Raw genomic sequence first — 364 nt, 5'->3', positions numbered from 1 at the left:
AACCTTTTTAAAACCTTTCGAAGCATCCAGATCCAGTTTCAACTTATCGACACCAAATGCGCAGCATTGCTGGGCGATCAATACACTCAACATCATTAACAGATAAGAAAATTTTTTCATGATAGCTCAATCAATTACTAATTATTTTACAAACGAACTGCGGTTTTTCCGGCGTGTTTGCCTGATTCAGTTTTAAACCCTCAGGTAAATCCACTGTACACCGCGCAATATCACCTGGTAGGGACACTTGGAGCGTACGAGTGGCGGACGGCAAGTCAGGAAAATAAAGCTCACCGCCGTTAAGAACAATTAAAGGATCCTCGCCTTCTTTGCCCTGAATGCTTGCCCCCAATGGCACATCGCT

Annotated in this window: 1 protein-coding gene; it reads right to left on the bottom strand. The window is 43.7% G+C overall.

The window, feature by feature from the left end; translation table 11 throughout:
* Nucleotides 1-130 precede the first annotated feature (130 nt).
* A partial coding sequence (locus KDM89_RS20440) for a hypothetical protein (RefSeq protein ID WP_212689697.1) occupies nt 131-364 on the bottom strand: 234 nt, incomplete at its 5' end.

Origin of the sequence: Cognatundibacterium luofuense (assembly GCF_018139685.1) — a bacterium.
GTDB lineage: Bacteria > Pseudomonadota > Gammaproteobacteria > Burkholderiales > Burkholderiaceae_D > Undibacterium > Undibacterium luofuense.
Note: the sequence above shows the minus strand (reverse complement) of the source record. Positions and strands in the feature narration are given on the sequence as shown.